General features: G+C 67.8%; 12 protein-coding genes. 8 read left to right on the top strand and 4 right to left on the bottom strand.

The genetic code is table 11. From position 1 onward, the window contains the following. The first annotated feature begins 77 nt into the window (after window positions 1–77). Window positions 78–1004 carry an alpha/beta fold hydrolase gene (locus ASE48_RS21660; protein ID WP_057169204.1) on the top strand — a complete coding sequence of 309 codons (927 nt, stop codon included), beginning with the start codon at window positions 78–80 and terminating at the stop codon, window positions 1002–1004. On the opposite strand, the gene ASE48_RS21655 is transcribed toward ASE48_RS21660, so the two are convergent. Continuing rightward, window positions 994–2649, bottom strand: coding sequence for an Ig-like domain-containing protein (locus ASE48_RS21655; protein WP_057169203.1), 1656 nt, complete (start codon window positions 2647–2649; stop codon window positions 994–996). The two genes, ASE48_RS21660 and ASE48_RS21655, sit on opposite strands and share 11 nt — an antisense overlap. Before the next feature lie 221 nt (window positions 2650–2870). Here ASE48_RS21655 and ASE48_RS21650 point away from each other — a divergent pair, with 221 nt between their 5' ends. The 6 genes from ASE48_RS21650 to ASE48_RS21625 are packed head-to-tail and all read left to right on the top strand — an operon-like array spanning window position 2871 to window position 9547. Beyond that, complete coding sequence (locus tag ASE48_RS21650) at window positions 2871–4940, top strand: PhoX family protein (protein ID WP_057169202.1); 2070 nt, start codon at window positions 2871–2873, stop codon at window positions 4938–4940. A gap of 49 nt (window positions 4941–4989) precedes the next feature. Continuing rightward, window positions 4990–5784: an LLM class F420-dependent oxidoreductase gene (locus ASE48_RS21645; RefSeq protein ID WP_057169381.1), complete on the top strand. Its 795-nt coding sequence runs from the start codon at window positions 4990–4992 to the stop codon at window positions 5782–5784. A 49-nt stretch (window positions 5785–5833) separates the two neighbouring features. Continuing rightward, a complete protein-coding gene (locus ASE48_RS21640; protein ID WP_057169201.1) occupies window positions 5834–6508 on the top strand; it encodes a GntR family transcriptional regulator in 675 nt (224 codons plus the stop codon). 40 nt (window positions 6509–6548) lie between these two features. Continuing rightward, window positions 6549–8300 carry an ABC transporter substrate-binding protein/permease gene (locus ASE48_RS21635; RefSeq protein WP_057169200.1) on the top strand — a complete coding sequence of 584 codons (1752 nt, stop codon included), beginning with the start codon at window positions 6549–6551 and terminating at the stop codon, window positions 8298–8300. Beyond that, a complete protein-coding gene (locus ASE48_RS21630; protein WP_057169199.1) occupies window positions 8300–9031 on the top strand; it encodes an amino acid ABC transporter ATP-binding protein in 732 nt (243 codons plus the stop codon). Before ASE48_RS21635 ends, ASE48_RS21630 begins: the two co-directional genes overlap by 1 nt. A gap of 51 nt (window positions 9032–9082) precedes the next feature. Beyond that, the gene (locus ASE48_RS21625) at window positions 9083–9547 is read left to right on the top strand and encodes a MarR family winged helix-turn-helix transcriptional regulator (RefSeq protein ID WP_057169198.1); all 465 of its coding nucleotides are present in this window, start codon (window positions 9083–9085) and stop codon (window positions 9545–9547) included. Here ASE48_RS21625 and ggh read toward each other — a convergent pair whose 3' ends face one another. Beyond that, on the bottom strand, window positions 9548–10888 hold the full coding sequence (gene ggh / locus ASE48_RS21620) for a glucosylglycerate hydrolase (protein ID WP_057169197.1): 1341 nt from the start codon (window positions 10886–10888) through the stop codon (window positions 9548–9550). A 56-nt stretch (window positions 10889–10944) separates the two neighbouring features. Here ggh and ASE48_RS21615 point away from each other — a divergent pair, with 56 nt between their 5' ends. Next, on the top strand, window positions 10945–11613 hold the full coding sequence (locus ASE48_RS21615) for an SDR family oxidoreductase (RefSeq protein WP_057169196.1): 669 nt from the start codon (window positions 10945–10947) through the stop codon (window positions 11611–11613). Here ASE48_RS21615 and fdhA read toward each other — a convergent pair. Together fdhA and leuS are read right to left on the bottom strand one after the other, a co-directional pair. Next, window positions 11610–12824: a formaldehyde dehydrogenase, glutathione-independent gene (gene fdhA, locus ASE48_RS21610; RefSeq protein WP_057169195.1), complete on the bottom strand. Its 1215-nt coding sequence runs from the start codon at window positions 12822–12824 to the stop codon at window positions 11610–11612. The two genes, ASE48_RS21615 and fdhA, sit on opposite strands and share 4 nt — an antisense overlap. Before the next feature lie 236 nt (window positions 12825–13060). Continuing rightward, window positions 13061–15922 carry a leucine--tRNA ligase gene (gene leuS, locus ASE48_RS21605; protein WP_057169380.1) on the bottom strand — a complete coding sequence of 954 codons (2862 nt, stop codon included), beginning with the start codon at window positions 15920–15922 and terminating at the stop codon, window positions 13061–13063. Between the last annotated feature and the right edge of the window lie 173 nt (window positions 15923–16095).

Here is a 16095-nt window from a genome sequence, read left to right as displayed (position 1 = left end):
TGCGGTGAGATCGCGTTTCCACCCGGATTCGCGATCTCACCGCACTTTCGTCGTTTCGGGGGACGTATAAAGAGTTCGTGAGTTTCCCCGAAATCTCCGACGACGAACTGCTGGGCCTCGACGAGTTCGCGCTGCTGCACGAGAACGCCGAGCAGGCCGGGGTGAGCGAGATTCCCCCGGCCCAACGGCTGGATCTCGGCGAGATCAGCGCCGTGAAATGGGGTTCGGAGTCACCGGCGGTGGTGTTTCTGCACGGTGGCGGCCAGAACGCGCACACCTGGGACACCGTCATCCTCGGACTGGGGCTGCCCGCGCTGGCCATCGACCTGCCCGGGCACGGTCGCTCGGCCTGGCGCGAGGACGGGGACTACGGCCCCAAACTCAACGCCGAGACCGTCAAACCGGTGCTGCGGGACCACGCTCCCGAGGCTCGGCTCGTGGTCGGCATGTCGCTGGGCGGGCTGACCGCGCTGCGCGTGGCGGCCACCGAACCGGCGCTGGTACCCGAACTGGTGCTCGTCGACGTCACCCCGTCGGCACCCGAGCGGCACGAGCAGATGTCCAAGGCCCAGCTCGGCGCGGTGGCCCTGGTGCAGGGCGAGCGGACCTTCCCGTCCTTCCAGGCGATGCTCGACGTGACCGTCGCCGCGGCACCGCACCGCGACCGGAACTCGTTGCGGCGCGGCGTGTTCCACAATGCCAAACGCCTCGACGACGGCGCCTGGACCTGGCGCTACGACTCGTTTCGCAAGGGCGTCACCGACAAGAGCGACGGCATGCCGGACTCCTTCCTGGGCTTGTGGGACGACGTCGGATCCATCACCATGCCGACCACCCTGGTGCGCGGCGCCGACTCCTATTTCGTCAACGACGAGGACGCGGCCGCGTTCGCCGACGGCGCCCCGGGCTTCCGGCAGACCCATGTCGTCGAGGGCGCGGGTCATTCGGTGCAGGGCGATCAGCCGCGGAAGCTGATCGAGATCCTGCGGGGCATCACCGGCTGACCGGCACGACTGTGTAGCCGAGGTCGCGCAGCACCCCGATCTCCAGCGGGCTGAGCACCCGGCTGCCGATGCCGCTGTCCGTCCTGGCGTTCATCAGAAGCTGATTCTCCCCGGCAAAGGTCACGTCGTCGGTATGGCTTCCGGAGCTGCCGTCCGCCCAGGGGTTCGGGGTGAACAACGGCACCAAACCGCCGTAGGCCGCGACGGCGTTCTTCCCGCCGAAGTACAGACCGCCGTCCTGCCCGACGAGGTACCCGTTGTTGTCGTCGTCCCATCGGTAGTCCCGACCGATCAGAGTCCTTCCGTTGGCGTTCATCAGGAATCGGTCCGTGGTCAGCCAGTATCGGTTGTCGTTGTCGCCGGGCGCCCCGATCATCGACATGAATCCGAACGAATGCAGCAGCTCGTGCATGGCCGTGGACTGGAAGTCGTACTCACCGGCGCCCACGGTTTCCCCGAGCCCCCACGCAGCGCCGAAGTTCCAATCGATCTCACCGTCGACCGCGGCGCCGTTGGCATCCTTACCGGTGAGCAACTTGTGCTGCGCCACGGTATTCCAGTAGCCGGGCTGCTCGCTGAGAAGACCGCTGCCCGCCGCGGCCAGCGTGCGTGAGCCCGGATTGTTCTCGCCCGTGACCGAATAGGTCAGCACGACCGGATTGAGGACCCGGAAGTAGAGGATCAACGCATCGGCCGAACGCTGCAGCTCCGCCCGACGTTCGGCGGTCCAGTGCTCGGCACCGTCGGTGTAGTTGAAGGCGAACGTGACCGCACCCTGGTTGATCAACGACCGCAACGGATTGCTACCCACCGGCCGCAGCGGTTCCAGCAGATTGGTGTGGAAGCCGACGTCGATGGCGGTGACCCGGAAGGCGTCCACGCCGTCGAAGTCGGCGCCGGGGGTGTAGGTGAAGGTGCCGTCTCCGGTGATGTGCACGGTCCCCGATTTGGGTCCGCGGGTCAGGACGTAGATCAGCCGGTCGCCGTCCGGGTCGTGTGCACCGAGGGTGCCGGTGACGGGGCCGTTGAGCACTCCGCTGATCTGGACCGGGTCGATGGTGGGCGCCTGGTTGAAGAACGTGCGCCGGATCGTGAAGAACGACGCCTCCAGCTGAGCCTTGGTGCGATCGGACGTGTTCAGCGATTCGATCCAGCCCAGGCTGTCGTCGGTCCAGGCATCCAGCGAACGGGCCACCCAGCGCTGATACGGGCTCTGCCATGACCGGGTTGCCGACGGCGCCGGATCGGGGGTCGAGATGGGCTGTGCCGCTGGGGTGTTCACCGTGGTCGCGACGGTAGCCGCCGGGGTCTCGGCGACGTCGCGTTCGGCTTGTTCGGCTTGGAGATCCGCGTCGTCGTCGAGATCGGCGTCCTTGGCGTCATCGTCGTCCGTGTCGGTGGAGCGTTGCGCGCGCCGCGGATCGTCCGCGGACCGAACCGTCCGCACCGAGCGCACCGAGCGGTTGCCGTCGGATCCCGACGCAGTCGAGGATGCCGAGGACTTGCCGCCGGTGTCCGCCGCGGCGACACCGGCCTGGGGACCCGCTATCGACATCCCCCACAGCGCGGCGCCCATCCCGGCGGAGGCCGCACCCAGCTGCAGCCAACGGCGGACGGCGAATCCTTCAGCACGGCGGACCGCCATATTTGACCCTCTCGTCAATAGATTTACCGGGACTGTACGCCCGACCCGGCGCCCACGGCAGCAAATTCTGTGATGTGTCAAACATTGCGCCTGGTGGACAGTCCGGTCCGTCAACCTCCGTTCACCTTCTGGTTGCCGTCTGCTAGTCCGGCTCCCGTAACTTTCCCCCGAACCGACGTCCAGCCCACGCCGGTGTTCGAGGTGGAAGGATCCCCGCAGCCATGGCGCTTATTCCGTTGAATCTCTTTGTCGCGCATCAAGGTCGGTCGTCGCGCCAGCATGTCACCTGCCGCAACCGATGTGGTGACGCCTGTTCCAAACCTGTCCCCAACACCAGCGACAACGAGTACTTCGGCGATATCGTGCAGGCGATGTCGCGGCGCAACGTGCTCCGCGTCGGCGGGGTGGCCGTGTTGGCCGTCGGTGCCGGATCGGCGCTGGCCGCCTGCAGCACCAGCGAAAAGCCCTCTGCCACCGCAACTTCCGCCGCTCCCGCGGAGGTCCCCGAGACGCCCTCGGGTATGCGCTTCGACAGCGTGGCGGTCAACACCGAGGATGCGGTGGTGGTGCCCGAGGGTTACCAGCAGCGTGTGGTGATCGGCTGGGGTGACCCGGTCCTGCCCGGTGCCCCGGTGTTCGACATCGCCAAGCAGACCGGCGCCTCCCAGCGCCAGCAGTTCGGCTTCAACAACGATTTCGCCGCACTGCTGCCGATCCCCGGTCAGAGCGGGCGTTCGCTCCTGGTGGTCAACCACGAGTACAACAGCCCCCAGTTCATGTTTCCCGGCTACGACGCCGAGGCACCGACCCGGGAGCAGTTCGATGTCGAGATCGCGGCCGTCGGACTCTCGGTCGTCGAGGTGGAACGCAGCCCCCAGGGTGGACTCCGCCCGGTACTCGGCCGCTACAACCGCCGCATCACCGCCGACACCCCGTTCACCCTGACCGGTCCCGCCGCAGGCTCGGACACCGTCAAGACCGCCGCCGACCCCACCGGCAGGGCCGTGCTCGGCACCTTCGCGAACTGCGCCGGCGGCGTAACCCCCTGGGGCACCATCCTTTCCGGTGAGGAGAATTTCAACTCCTACTTCGGGGCGGTCGAAGGCGCACCGCTGCCGAACGCCGATCAGGCCGACCGCTACGGGGTGGCCGCCGAACCGTCCGAACTCGGCTGGGAGAAGTTCGACCCCCGCTTCGACCTGGCGGCCGCACCCAATGAGGTCAACCGGTTTGGTTACGTCATCGAGCTCAACCCGTGGGACCCGGCCTCGGTACCGGTCAAGCATTCCGCACTGGGCCGGCTCAAGCACGAGGGCGCAAACGTGCACGTCACCGACGACGGTGCCGTCGTGGTCTACACCGGCGACGACGAGCGCTTCGACTACATGTACAAGTTCGTGTCGGACAAGAAGATCCAGCCCGGAACAGACGCCGCCGCCGTCGCACACAATATGACGCTGCTGTCCGAGGGCACGCTGTACGTCGCGAAGTTGTCCAGCGAGATCCCGGCCGGCGAGATCGACGGTTCCGGCAAGCTTCCGTCTGCGGGGTCGTTCACCGGCACCGGCACCTGGATTCCGCTGCTGCACTCCGGCCCCGCCGGAAAGGCCGAAGCACTGGTCGACGGTTTCACGCCGCAGGAGATCGCGGTGTTCACCCGGCTGGCCGCCGACAAGGCCGGCGCCACCAAGATGGACCGGCCCGAGGACTTCGACGTCAACCCGAAGACGGGCAAGGTGTACGTCGCGCTGACCAACAACGACAAGCGGGGCACCGACGGCACGGCGCCGGTGGACGCGGCCAACCCGCGCAACGAGAACAAGAACGGTCAGGTGCTGGAGCTCACCGACAATCACGCGGGCACCGACTTCACCTGGGGTCTGCTGCTGGTGTGCGGTGACCCCGCCGCCGCCGACACCTACTACGGCGGTTTCGACAAGACCAAGGTCAGCCCGATCAGCTGCCCGGACAACCTGGCGTTCGACAGCCACGGCAACCTGTGGATCTCGACCGACGGCAATGCACTGGAGGGTAACGACGGGCTGTTCGCCGTTGCGCTGGACGGACCCAGCCGCGGTGAGACCAAGCAGTTCCTCACCGTCCCCGTCGGCGCCGAGACCTGCGGTCCGGTCGTCACCGACGATCTGATCACCGTCAGCGTCCAGCACCCCGGTGAGGGTGATGACTACACCCTGGACAAACCGCTGTCGCACTGGCCCGACGGCGGTGACGCCCCGGCCCGGCCGGCGGTGGTGGCGGTGTGGCGTGACGGCGGCAATATCGGGGTCTGAGCGCTCGCGCGAAGACCATCAACACGGTCTGAGGCATAACGTGGACGACATGAGCCTTCCCATCCGCATCGGTGTCCAGCTCCAGCCCCAGCACATGACCGAATACGGTCAGGTGCGCGACGCGGTGCGCCGCTGCGAGGACATCGGCGTCGACATCGCCTTCAACTGGGACCACTTCTTCCCGCTGTACGGCGATCCCGACGGCCCGCACTACGAGTGCTGGACGATGCTCGCGGCGTGGGCCGAGCAGACCTCGCGCATCGAGATCGGCGCGCTGGTCACCTGCAACTCCTACCGCAACCCGGAGTTGCTCGCCGACATGGCCCGCACCGTCGACAACATCTCCGGCGGCCGGCTGATCCTGGGCATCGGATCGGGCTGGAAGGAGAAGGACTACGACGAGTACGGCTACGAGTTCGGTACCGCGGGTGGTCGTCTCGATGACCTCGCGGCGGCCCTGCCGCGCATCGAGTCCCGGCTGTCGAAGCTGAGTCCTGCTCCGCTGCGCGAGATTCCGGTCCTGATCGGCGGACAGGGCAAGCGCAAGACCCTGCGCCTGGTCGCCGAGCACGCCCACATCTGGCACGGTTTCACCGACGCGGGCACCTACCCCGGTCTGGCCGAGGTGCTCGACGGGCACTGCGCCGATGTCGGTCGCGACCCCGCCGCCATCGAGCGGTCCTCGGGTGTGCCGGAGAAGAGCGTGGAGGCCGCGCTCGCCGGCGCCGAATCCCTCGTCGGACTCGGGGTGACCCTGCTGACCATCGGCGTGAACGGTCCCGACTACGACCTCACCATCGCCGAGGCGCTGGTCAAGTGGCGTGACGAACGGGCCGCCGGCTGAAAAAGAGAGCGGCCCGCGGCGGGAGTCTGCGTGAGAGACTTCACCCGCTATGCCCAAGAAGTACGGGGTCAAAGAGAAAGACCTGGTAGTCACCTATGTGGTGAACCTGATCCTCACCGGAAAGCTCCGGTCGGGGGATCGGCTGGACCGCAACGAGATCGCCGAGGACCTCGGCATCAGCCGGGTGCCCATCCAGGAAGCGGTCGTGCAGCTCGAGCACGACGGGATCGTGTCGACGCAGTACCACCGCGGTGCCTTCATCCACCGCTTCGACGATGCCGTGCTGCGCGAACATTATGAGCTCTACGGCGTGCTCAACGGCATCGCCTCGGCCCGGGCCGCCACCGAGGCCGACGCCGAATTGCACACCACGCTGCGGGCACTGACCGCCGGGCTGCGCAACAGCCGCGACTCCCGCAGCTTCCACGAGACGGCCTGGCAGTACCGGCAGGCGGTGGCCGATGCCCACACCGGCCCGCGGCTGCAAGCCGCGATCCGGGCGGCGCAGACCTTCATGCCGCGGGCCTACTGGTCGGCCTATCTCGACGCACCCGCCGAACTGCTCGGCCACTACGAAGCCGAAACCCTCGCCATCACCGACCGGGACCCGGCAGCGGCGCGCGCGGCGTGCACGGCGGCGGCGGAACTGATGGCACAGATCATGCTGACCGAGCTGGTGCGACGCGGAGTTCTGGACGGACCGGTTGCATTCGAAATGAGTTGAATCCCTCGGGGGGCGGAGCCCAGCGACTAGCTTTTCAGGAATGACCAAGTTGCTTCGCCCGGTGCTGGCGGTGCTGATCGCCCTGCTGGCCTGCGCTATCGGGCTGGCCGCGCCGGCCGCCGCCGATCAGTGCGCCCCACCCGGTATCGACAGCGCCAGTGCGCTGCCGACCAATCTGGCGGCCGCCGCCCAGGGTCCGGGCGCCGACAAATACACCACCCCCGGCGTCGAACCGTTGGACGGCATCGACACCGCCGCGCTGGGCCTGGGCACCCCCGGGGTGCTGACCGTCGGCACGCTGTCCGACGCGCCGCCCAGCATCTGCATCAACTCGGCAAGCCAGTTCACCGGTTTCGACAACGAGGTGCTGCGCGCCGTCGCCGACAAGCTGGGTCTGCGGGTCAACTTCGTCGGCACCGACTTCTCCGGGCTGCTGGCCCAGGTCGCCTCCGGGCGTTTCGACGTCGGCTCGTCGTCGATCACCACCACCGACGCCCGCCGCCAGACCGTCGGTTTCACCAATGGCTATGACTTCGGCTACTTCTCGTTGGTGGTGCCGTCGGGCTCGTCGATCACCAGCTTCTCGCAGCTGGCCGCCGGGCAGCGCATCGGCGTCGTGCAGGGCACCGTGCAGGAGGCCTACGTCGTCGACACCCTGGGCCTCGATCCGGTGAAGTTCCCCGACTACAACACCGTCTACGGCAGCCTCAAGACCCGCCAGATCGACGCCTGGGTGGCACCCTCCCAGCAGGCCGTCGGCACCGTGCAGCCCGGGGACCAGGCCGAGATCATCGAAAACACCTTCAGCTTGGACAATTTCGTGGCGTATGCCGTCGCCAAGGAGAACCAGCCGCTGATCGACGCACTCAACGCCGGGCTGGACGCGGTGATCGCCGACGGCACCTGGTCGAAGCTCTACACCGACTGGGTACCCCGGGCACTGCCACCCGGCTGGAAACCGGGATCCAAAGCGGCACCGGCACCCCAGCTTCCGGACTTCGCGACGATCGCCGCTGAGCGCCCCGTGGCCACCGACCAGGGTGCGCCACCGGCTCCCCGATCGGTCCTGGGCCAGCTCTCCGACTCGTTCCTGAACTGGGATCTGTACCGCCAGGCCATCCCCGACCTGTTCAAGACCGGGCTGCCGAACACACTCATCCTCACCGCCGGAGCCGCCGTGATCGGCGTGGTGCTCGGTCTGCTGCTGGCCGTCGCCGGCATCTCCCGGTCCCGGCTGCTGCGCTGGCCGGCCCGCATCTACACCGACATCTTCCGCGGCCTGCCCGAGGTGGTGATCATCCTGGTCATCGGTCTGGGCATCGGGCCGATCGTCGGCGGACTGACCGGCAACAACCCGTATCCGCTCGGGATCGCCGCGCTGGGCCTGATGTCGGCGGCCTATGTCGGCGAGATTTTCCGGTCCGGCATCCAGAGCGTGGAGACCGGGCAGATGGAGGCCTCCCGCGCGCTGGGATTCAGCTACTCGTCGTCGATGAAGCTGGTGATCATCCCGCAGGGCATCCGGCGGGTGCTGCCCGCGCTGGTCAATCAGTTCATCTCGCTGCTCAAGGCGTCCTCGCTGGTGTACTTCCTGGGACTGATCGCCAACCAGCGCGAGCTCTTCCAGGTCGGACGCGACCTGAACGCGCAGACCGGCAACCTGTCCCCGCTGGTGGCCGCGGGCCTGTTCTACCTGATCCTGACCATCCCGCTGACCCACCTGGTCAATGTGATCGACGCGCGGTTGCGCACCGGGAAACAGCCCGCCCCCATCCAAGAGGAGATGATCTGATGGCCGAGCCGGTCTCCTTGGCCGCCAAGGATATTCATCTGTCGTTCGGCGCCAACCCGGTGCTGCGCGGGGTTGATCTGGAGGTGCCCGCCGGTACCACCGCCGCCGTCATCGGCCCGTCCGGGTCGGGTAAGTCGACGCTGCTGCGGACGTTGAACAGGCTGTACGAACCCGACAAGGGCGACATCCTGCTCGACGGCCGCTCGGTGCTCGGGGACAACCCCGACCAACTGCGCCAGCGCATCGGCATGGTGTTCCAGCAGTTCAACCTGTTCCCGCACCGCACCGTGCTGGACAACGTGACACTGGCCCTGCGCAAGCTCAAGGGCATGTCCCCCGATGCGGCGCGCGAGCTCGGGCTGGCCCAGCTGGATCGGGTTGGACTGCGCCACAAGGCCGATGTTCGTCCGGCGACCCTGTCGGGCGGGCAGCAGCAGCGGGTGGCGATCGCGCGGGCACTGGCGATGGCGCCGCAGGTGATGTTCTTCGACGAGGCCACCTCGGCGCTGGACCCGGAACTGGTCAAAGGTGTGCTCGAGCTGATCGCCGATCTCGGTTCCACGGGCATGACGATGGTGGTGGTGACGCACGAGATGGGCTTCGCCCGTTCGGCTGCCGACGCGGTGATCTTCATGGACAACGGCAAGGTCGTGGAGTCCGGACCGCCCGAGTTGATCTTCGAGAATGCCGAGACGGAGCGGCTGCAGCGCTTCCTGTCCCAGATTCTTTGATCTTGAGCGCGTTCCAGCCTGGCAGAGACAGACAGGTTAGACTAGCGAATTATGGTCGAGACCGAACCGCAGACCGCTGAGCTGGCTGGAGAGCTGCAACGTGTGCTCTCCAAACTGTTTTCGGTACTGCGCCGTGGGGACACCCGAGGCGCGGGTAACACCGGCGCCGGCGATCTCACACTGGCTCAGCTCTCGATTCTGCTGACCCTGCTGGAGTCCGGACCGATCCGGATGACCGAACTCGCCGCCCACGAGCGGGTGCGGACGCCCACCACCACGGTGGCGATCCGCCGGCTGGAGAAACTCGGACTGGTCAAGCGTTCCCGGGATCCGTCCGATCTGCGTGCGGTGCTCGTCGAGGTGACGCCGCGCGGGCTCGTGCAGCACCGTGAGGCGCTCGACGCGCGGCGGGCGTTCCTGGCCAGCATGCTGGCCAACCTGAGCTCCGAGGATCAGGCCACCCTCACCGCCGCGCTGGGTTCACTGGATCGCCTCGGCGATCAGCCGACCAGCTAGCTATCCCAGCCAGTCCAGTACCGCCGCGGCCGTCCAGGACTGCTGCATGCTGCCCAGCGGCTCACCGGTGAACGGTTCGTAGTACTCGGCGAAGGTGCCGTCGCTGGCTTGCCGCAGTCCCTCCTGTCGCAGTGTCGTGGCGCGTTCGGCCCAGCCGCGTCGCGCGAAACACCACGAGAACAGCCATGTCGTCACCGGCCACACCGGACCGCGCCAGTACTCGCGGGGCCGGAAATCCCGGGAGACCGGCGAGGTCGTCGGGATCAGTGAGTAGCGCAGATCCGGATGGCTGCTGAAACGTGGACCGTCGAGCAGCTTCAGCAGGGCGCGTTCCTTGTCGTGCGGCAGTCCCCCGCACAGCAGCGGGGCGAACTGGGCGACGGTCTCGGTGGCCACCCACCTGTCCGCGCGGACATCGAAATCCCTTGCCGCGCCTGTCCGTTGGTCGGTGGCATCGACGACGCCGGCCCGGAACCGATCCGCCCAGGCGTACAGGTCACGCACATCGGCCGGTGAACGTTTGTAGTCCTCACCGATCTCGGCGAGCACCGTGCACGCCACCGAGAAGATCGCCGAGACGAACACGTCCTCGACGGCGAAGCTCATCGACTTGGCCAGCAGTTCGTCGTCGTAGCGGGCGGCCTTCATCTCCTCCAGCAGCCACAGATACCGGTCGTACTCGGTGTCCGACGGCCGCTGGGTGGTGTCGGTGTTGATCTTGTTGTCCTCGCGCTGGTACTCCGGGACGATGCCGGGAACCACGTTGGCGTAGGCGCTGTCCCAGCGCGGCGAGTTGTCCATCCCGGATTCCCAGCCGTGGTACAGCGTGATGCGGCCCTGGCCACGAAGATCGCGACATTCGGCCAGCCACCGGTGCCAACGCACCAGATCGTCCCAGCGACGGTCCAGGAAGGCCTCGGCGACCGCGCGGGTGGAGCGGCCGCGGGTCTTGGCCCGGTCCAGGATGCGTTGCACGGCGATGGCGTGCACCGGCGGCTGGGTGATACCCGAGGTGTGCCGGGTGCGCGGTGCGTGCTCGGCCAGCGCGGAGGTCGCCCAGCGCGCCGGGCCGGGAAAATAGCCGTCCACCCCGTTGGCGAACACGATGTGCGGGATCATCCCGTTGGTCCACTGCGCCGAGAGCAGCGTGTCCAGTTCGACGACGGCGCGCTCCACGCTCAGCGGGGCCAGCCCGATCGCGACGAAGGCGGCGTCCCAGCTCCACATGTGCGGGTACAGCAGCGGGGCCGCAGTGGTCATCACACCCAGGTCGTTACCGCGCAACAGGTAGGCCGCGCGCGCGGCGAGTTGGGTGGGGGCGAAGCTTGGGTCCGGTGGCATCGCATCAATAATGCGACGCCGCGGCCCGGCGTGCAGTGTCGGTAGTGTTTTCTCTTGTGCCCACAGCTCTGATAACCGGTGCCGGCGGCGGGATCGGCTCGGCCGTCGCCGCCGCGCTCGCCCCCACACACACCCTGCTGCTGGCGGGCCGCCCGTCCGCCCACCTGGACGCGCTGGCCGAGCGCCTCGGCTCCCCGACCTGGCCGCTGGACCTCACCGACCAGGACTCCATCGAGTCCGCCGCCGAACCGCTGGCCGAACTCGACGTCCTGGTGCACAACGCCGGGGTGCTCTACCCGGGCAGTGTCGCCGAGTCCTCCGCCGACGAGTGGCGGGCCAGCTTCGAGGTGAATGTCACCGGCGCCGTCGCGCTGACACTGGCGTTGCTGCCAGCGCTGCGCGCCGCCCGAGGTCAGGTGGTGTTCATCAATTCCGGTGCAGGGCAGAAGGTTTCGGCCGGCATGGCATCCTATTCGGCGAGCAAGTTCGCATTGCGCGCGTTCGCCGATTCACTGCGCACCGATGAGCCGTCGCTGCGGGTGACCACGATCTTCCCGGGCCGCACCGACTCGGAGATGCAGCGCGACCTGGTCGCCTACGAGGGCGGAACCTATGACCCGGCGAAGTTCCTGCGCCCCGAGACCGTGGGCGGGCTCGTCGCGCAGGCGGTGAACACCCCACGCGACGGCCACGTCCACGAGATCGTGGTCCGGCCCGGTAACTAGGCCGGCACCATCCCGTGCGGGTCCAGCACGAACTTCTGGGCCACCCCGGAATCGAAGGCGGCGTACCCCTCCGGTGCGTCCTCCAGGCCGATGACGGTCGCGTTCACCGCGTCGGCGATGTGCGCCTTGTCATGCAGGATGCTCATCATCAAGCCGCGGTTGTACTTCAGCACCGGGCACTGGCCGGTGTAGAAGCTGTGGCTCTTGGCCCAGCCCAGGCCCAGCCGCACCTTGAGCGTGCCGTGCTTGGCGTCGTCGTCGGTGCCGCCGGGATCGCCGGTGACGTAGAGGCCCGGGATGCCCAGCGAACCGCCGGCCCGGGTGGCGTTCATGATCGAGTTCAGCACCGCGGCCGGTTGCTCACCGGCACCGTGACCGTGCCCACTGGCCTCGAATCCGACGGCGTCGACGGCGCAGTCGACCTCGTTGGTGTTGAGGATCTCGGCGATCTGGTCCTCCAGGGTGGCGTCGGAGCCGATGTCGACGGTCTCGCACCCGAACGACCGCGCCTGGGCGAGCCGGTCGGCGTTCAGGTCGCCGACGATCACCACGGCGGCACCGAGCAGGTGCGCCGAGTAGGCCGCGGCGAGACCGACCGGGCCCGCCCCGGCGACGTACACCGTCGAACCGGTGGTGACGCCCGCGGTCTTGGCGCCGTGGTAGCCGGTCGGGAAGATGTCCGACAGCATGGTGAGGTCGCGGATCTTGGCCAGGGCGGCGTCGCGATCGGGAAACTTCAGCAGGTTGAAGTCGGCGAAGGGCACCATCACGTAGTCGGCCTGACCGCCGAGCCAGCCACCCATGTCGACGTACCCGTAAGCCGAGCCGGCGCGGGCCGGGTTGACGTTCAGGCAGATGCCGGTCTGCCCCTCGCGACAGTTGCGGCAGCGCCCGCAGGCGATGTTGAACGGCACCGAGCAGATATCGCCGACTTCGAGAAACTGTACGTCCGAGCCTTTTTCGACGATCTCACCAGTGATCTCATGGCCGAGGGTCTGACCGACCGGTGCGGTGGTGCGACCGCGGACCATGTGCTGGTCCGAACCGCAGATGTTGGTCGACACACACTTGAGGATGACGCCGTGGTCCGCCTTGCGGGTCATACCCATCGCGTCGGCGACCTCGCCGGGCACCTCGAGCTTCGGATAGGGCAGCGTCTCGACGGCGACCTGGCCGGGCCCCTTGTAGACGACGATCCGGTTATCGGACATTGCGCGCTCCAGACTGGGCCGCTGTCACCGTATATCGTTCTCGCAGACAGGATTTCCGCCGCTACGCCGCGGCCCTGCCCTCCAGTATCCGCGCGTCGATATGCGGAAAGTCGAATACGTCGGCACCGGAGCGAGAAACTAGCCCAAAGGCGAGGTCCGCCCCACACCTTCGGGCCAGCCGCGATTTGAGGAGTGTTTGTCGGACTCATTCCGACGGCGACTCCACAAATCGCAACTCAGACGACGAAGTTGACCAGTCGTCCCGGGACCACGATGACCTTCTTCGGGGTGGCACCGGCCAGAAACGCCTGCACCTTCTCATCGGCCAGCGCCGCCGCTTCCAGCGCGGCCTTGTCGGCGTCGGCGGCGACGGTGATCTTGCCGCGCACCTTGCCGTTGACCTGGACCGGCAACTCGACGGTGTCATCGACGAGGTAGCGCTCGTCGACCGCCGGGAACGGACCGTGGGCCAGCGAACCCTCGTGGCCCAGCCGCCGCCACAGCTCCTCGGCCAGGTGTGGCGCCAGTGGCGCGACCATCAGCACCAGCGGTTCGATCGCCGCCCGTGCGGTCACGCCCGCCTTGGTCAGGTGGTTGGTGTACTCGATCAGCTTGGCTGCCGCGGTGTTGTTGCGCAGCGCCGCATAATCTTCGGCGACACCGGCGATGGTCTTGTTCAGCGCGCGCAGGGTGTCCTCGGAGACCTGCTCGTCATCGCTGACCCGCTCGGTGCCGGTGGTCTCGTCGATCACCGCGCGCCACACCCGCTGCAGGAAACGGTGCGCGCCGACGACATCCTTGGTGGCCCACGGCCGCGAGGCCTCCAGCGGGCCCATCGACATCTCGTACACCCGCAACGTGTCCGCGCCGTACTCGTCGCAGATCTCGTCCGGGGACACCGAGTTCTTCAGGCTCTTGCCGATCTTGCCGAACTCCTGATTGACCTGGATCTCACCGTCGGGCCCGTCGTAGAAGAACGAGCCGTCCCGCTCGACGACCTCGGCGGCGGGCACGTAGGTACCCCGCGCGTCGGTGTAGGCAAAGGCCTGGATGTAACCCTGGTTGACCAGCCGCCGGTAGGGCTCGCGGGAGCTGACGTGGCCCAGGTCGAAAAGCACCTTGTGCCAGAACCGGCAGTACAGCAGGTGCAGCACCGCGTGTTCGACGCCGCCGACGTACACATCGACGCCGCCGGGGTCGTCGGGCCCGTGGATCTCCGGGCGCGGGCCCATCCAATAGGCCTCGTTCTCCTTGGCGCAGAACTCATCCGGGTTGTGCGGATCCGCGTAGCGCAGTTCGTACCAGGAGCTGCCGGCCCACTGCGGCATCACGTTGGTGTCCCGGGTGTAGGTCTGCAGACCGTCGCCCAGGTCCAGCTCGACGTGCACCCATTCGGTGGCCTTGCCCAGCGGCGGGGATGGCTCGCTGTCCGCATCGTCGGGATCGAACATCACCGGCGCGTAGTCCGCGATGTCCGGGAGTTCCACCGGCAGAGCCGATTCGGGCAGCGGGTGGGCGCGGCCGTCGGCGTCGTAGACGATGGGGAACGGCTCGCCCCAGTACCGCTGGCGGGCGAACAGCCAGTCCCGCAACTTGAACTCGACGCGGGCCCGGCCGGCGCCGCCAGCCTCCAGGCGCGCGATGATGGTCTCCTTGGCCGCCGCCACGGTCAGGCCGTTGAGGTAGTCGCTGTTGACCAGCTCACCGTCGCCGCCGTAGGCGGCCTCGGTGACGTCACCGCCGGAGACCACCTCGATGATGGGCAGCCCGAAGGCGGTGGCGAACTCCCAGTCCCGCTGGTCGCCGCTGGGCACCGCCATGATGGCGCCGGTGCCGTAGCCGGCCAGCACGTAGTCGGCGATGAACACCGGAACCTGTTGTCCGTTGACCGGATTCGTGGCGTAGGCGCCGGTGAAGACACCCGTCTTGGATTTGTTCTCCTGGCGCTCCAGGTCGGACTTCGCCGCGATATCGGTGCGGTAGGTGGCCACGGCCTGCGCCGGGGTGGCCGCGCCGTAGGTCCATCGGTCGTCGGTGCCCGCGGGCCACTGCTGCGCCACGAGCGCGTCGACCAGATCGTGTTCGGGGGCCAGCACCATGTAGGTGGCGCCGAACAGGGTGTCGGGCCGGGTGGTGAACACCTCGATGGGGCCGGCCTCGGTGGCGAAACGGACCTCGGCGCCGGTGGAGCGCCCGATCCAGTTGCGCTGCATGGCCTTGACCTTGTCCGGCCAGTCCAGCACGTCCAGGTCGTCGAGCAGCCGGTCCGAGTACGCGGTGATGCGCATCATCCACTGCCGCAACCGCTTCCGGAAGACCGGGTAGTTGCCGCGGTCGCTGCGGCCGTCGGAGGTCACCTCTTCGTTGGCCAGCACGGTGCCCAGGCCCGGGCACCAGTTCACCACCGAGTCGGCGCGGTAGACCAACCGATGGGAGTCCACCACATCGGCGCGCTCGCCGGTGGTCAGGTCCTGCCACGACCGGCCGTCGGGAAGCGGCCGCGACCCGGATTCGAACTCGGCGATCAGCTCGTCGATCCGGCGGGCGCGCTGCAGTTCGGTGTCGAACCAGGCGTTGTAGATCTGCAGGAAGATCCACTGCGTCCACTTGTAGAAGTCCACGTCGGTGGTGGAGAAGCTGCGCCGCGAGTCGTGGCCCAGCCCCAGCCTGCCCAGCTGCCGCCGGAAGTTGACGATATTGGCCTCGGTGCGGGTGCGCGGGTGGGTGCCGGTCTGCACGGCGTACTGCTCGGCGGGCAGCCCGAAGGCGTCGAAGCCCAGCGCGTGCAGCACGTTGCGGCCGGTCATCCGGAAGTAGCGGGCGTACACATCGGTGGCGATGTAGCCGAGCGGGTGCCCGACGTGCAGGCCCTCCCCCGACGGATACGGGAACATGTCCTGCACGAACATCTTGTCCGCGGGCACCGCGGAGCCGTCGGTGGGCGCCAGCGAGCCGACCGGGTTGGGCACATGGAACGTCCCCTGCACATGCCAGCGCTGCTGCCAGGTCTGCTCGATCTCACCGGCCAGCTGCGCGTTGTAGCGGTGGCTGGGGGCGTCGGCGTCGATGGCGGCTGCGTCGGCGGAGGGGTCTGTCACGCCAATCAGGGTATAAGCGCCGTTCGCGAGCGCTTCGGCCACGGGTTGGTATCGGTTCCGTTGCAGCCCGCTCACCACACGGTTGCAGCTGTGTTCCGGCCCTGGTGACCTTGCACCGCAGCTGGTTACAGTCGGCCCCTGACCCACGCTCGTGCAACTCGGAAGGACCGGCG

It is taken from the genome of Mycobacterium sp. Root265 (assembly GCF_001428895.1).
In the GTDB taxonomy this organism is placed as follows: Bacteria; Actinomycetota; Actinomycetes; order Mycobacteriales; family Mycobacteriaceae; genus Mycobacterium.
The sequence above is the reverse complement of the archived record's forward strand: the minus strand, read 5'-3'. Positions and strand labels throughout refer to the sequence as shown.

Bases quoted from the DNA above. Each gene is read 5' to 3' on its own strand.
- ASE48_RS21655 (WP_057169203.1), bottom strand. From the start codon at position 2,649: ATGGCGGTCCGCCGTGCTGAAGGATTCGCCGTCCGCCGTTGGCTGCAG.
- ASE48_RS21650 (WP_057169202.1), top strand. From the start codon at position 2,871: ATGGCGCTTATTCCGTTGAATCTCTTTGTCGCGCATCAAGGTCGGTCG.
- ASE48_RS21645 (WP_057169381.1), top strand. From the start codon at position 4,990: ATGAGCCTTCCCATCCGCATCGGTGTCCAGCTCCAGCCCCAGCACATG.
- ASE48_RS21640 (WP_057169201.1), top strand. From the start codon at position 5,834: ATGCCCAAGAAGTACGGGGTCAAAGAGAAAGACCTGGTAGTCACCTAT.
- ASE48_RS21635 (WP_057169200.1), top strand. From the start codon at position 6,549: ATGACCAAGTTGCTTCGCCCGGTGCTGGCGGTGCTGATCGCCCTGCTG.
- ASE48_RS21630 (WP_057169199.1), top strand. From the start codon at position 8,300: ATGGCCGAGCCGGTCTCCTTGGCCGCCAAGGATATTCATCTGTCGTTC.
- ASE48_RS21625 (WP_057169198.1), top strand. From the start codon at position 9,083: ATGGTCGAGACCGAACCGCAGACCGCTGAGCTGGCTGGAGAGCTGCAA.
- ggh (WP_057169197.1), bottom strand. From the start codon at position 10,888: ATGCCACCGGACCCAAGCTTCGCCCCCACCCAACTCGCCGCGCGCGCG.
- fdhA (WP_057169195.1), bottom strand. From the start codon at position 12,824: ATGTCCGATAACCGGATCGTCGTCTACAAGGGGCCCGGCCAGGTCGCC.